The organism is Bacillus sp. T17B1 (assembly GCF_026796395.1).
In the GTDB taxonomy this organism is placed as follows: Bacteria; Bacillota; Bacilli; order Bacillales; family Bacillaceae; genus Bacillus; species Bacillus spizizenii_A.
Genome location: NZ_JALAYA010000052.1, coordinates 335 through 681, shown reverse-complemented (window position 1 = coordinate 681; position 347 = coordinate 335). Strand labels below are relative to the sequence as shown.

The following is a 347-nucleotide window of genomic DNA, read 5'->3' as shown; positions in this document are numbered from 1 at the left end:
GGTCCGGAGTATTCTTCTGAATTAGAGAAACTGCAGGCAGAGAATCGTTATCTGCGACAACAGAATGAAGTGTTAAAAAAGTACAACGAATTGGAAAGGAAGTTGATAGCGAAACGTCAGTCGAACTTATAGAAGTATTGCACAGTACAATGACCGTGCAGGATATCTGTATTCATTTAGGTATCTCTCGAGCGTCTTATTATCGTTGGAAGAAGAATCTGACGAAAGATCATTCCAAGCACCATTTGGAAAAACAAATCGGCACGTTGTGCCGAGAGCACAAGTATCGGTATGGATATCGAAAAATCACAGCCATACTAAAAACGAGAATGCGTATTAACCATAAA

General features: G+C 39.8%; 1 pseudogene. It reads left to right on the top strand.

What is annotated here, in order from left to right:
* Positions 1-347, top strand: a pseudogene (locus tag MOF34_RS19415) (IS3 family transposase); the annotation flags it as partial.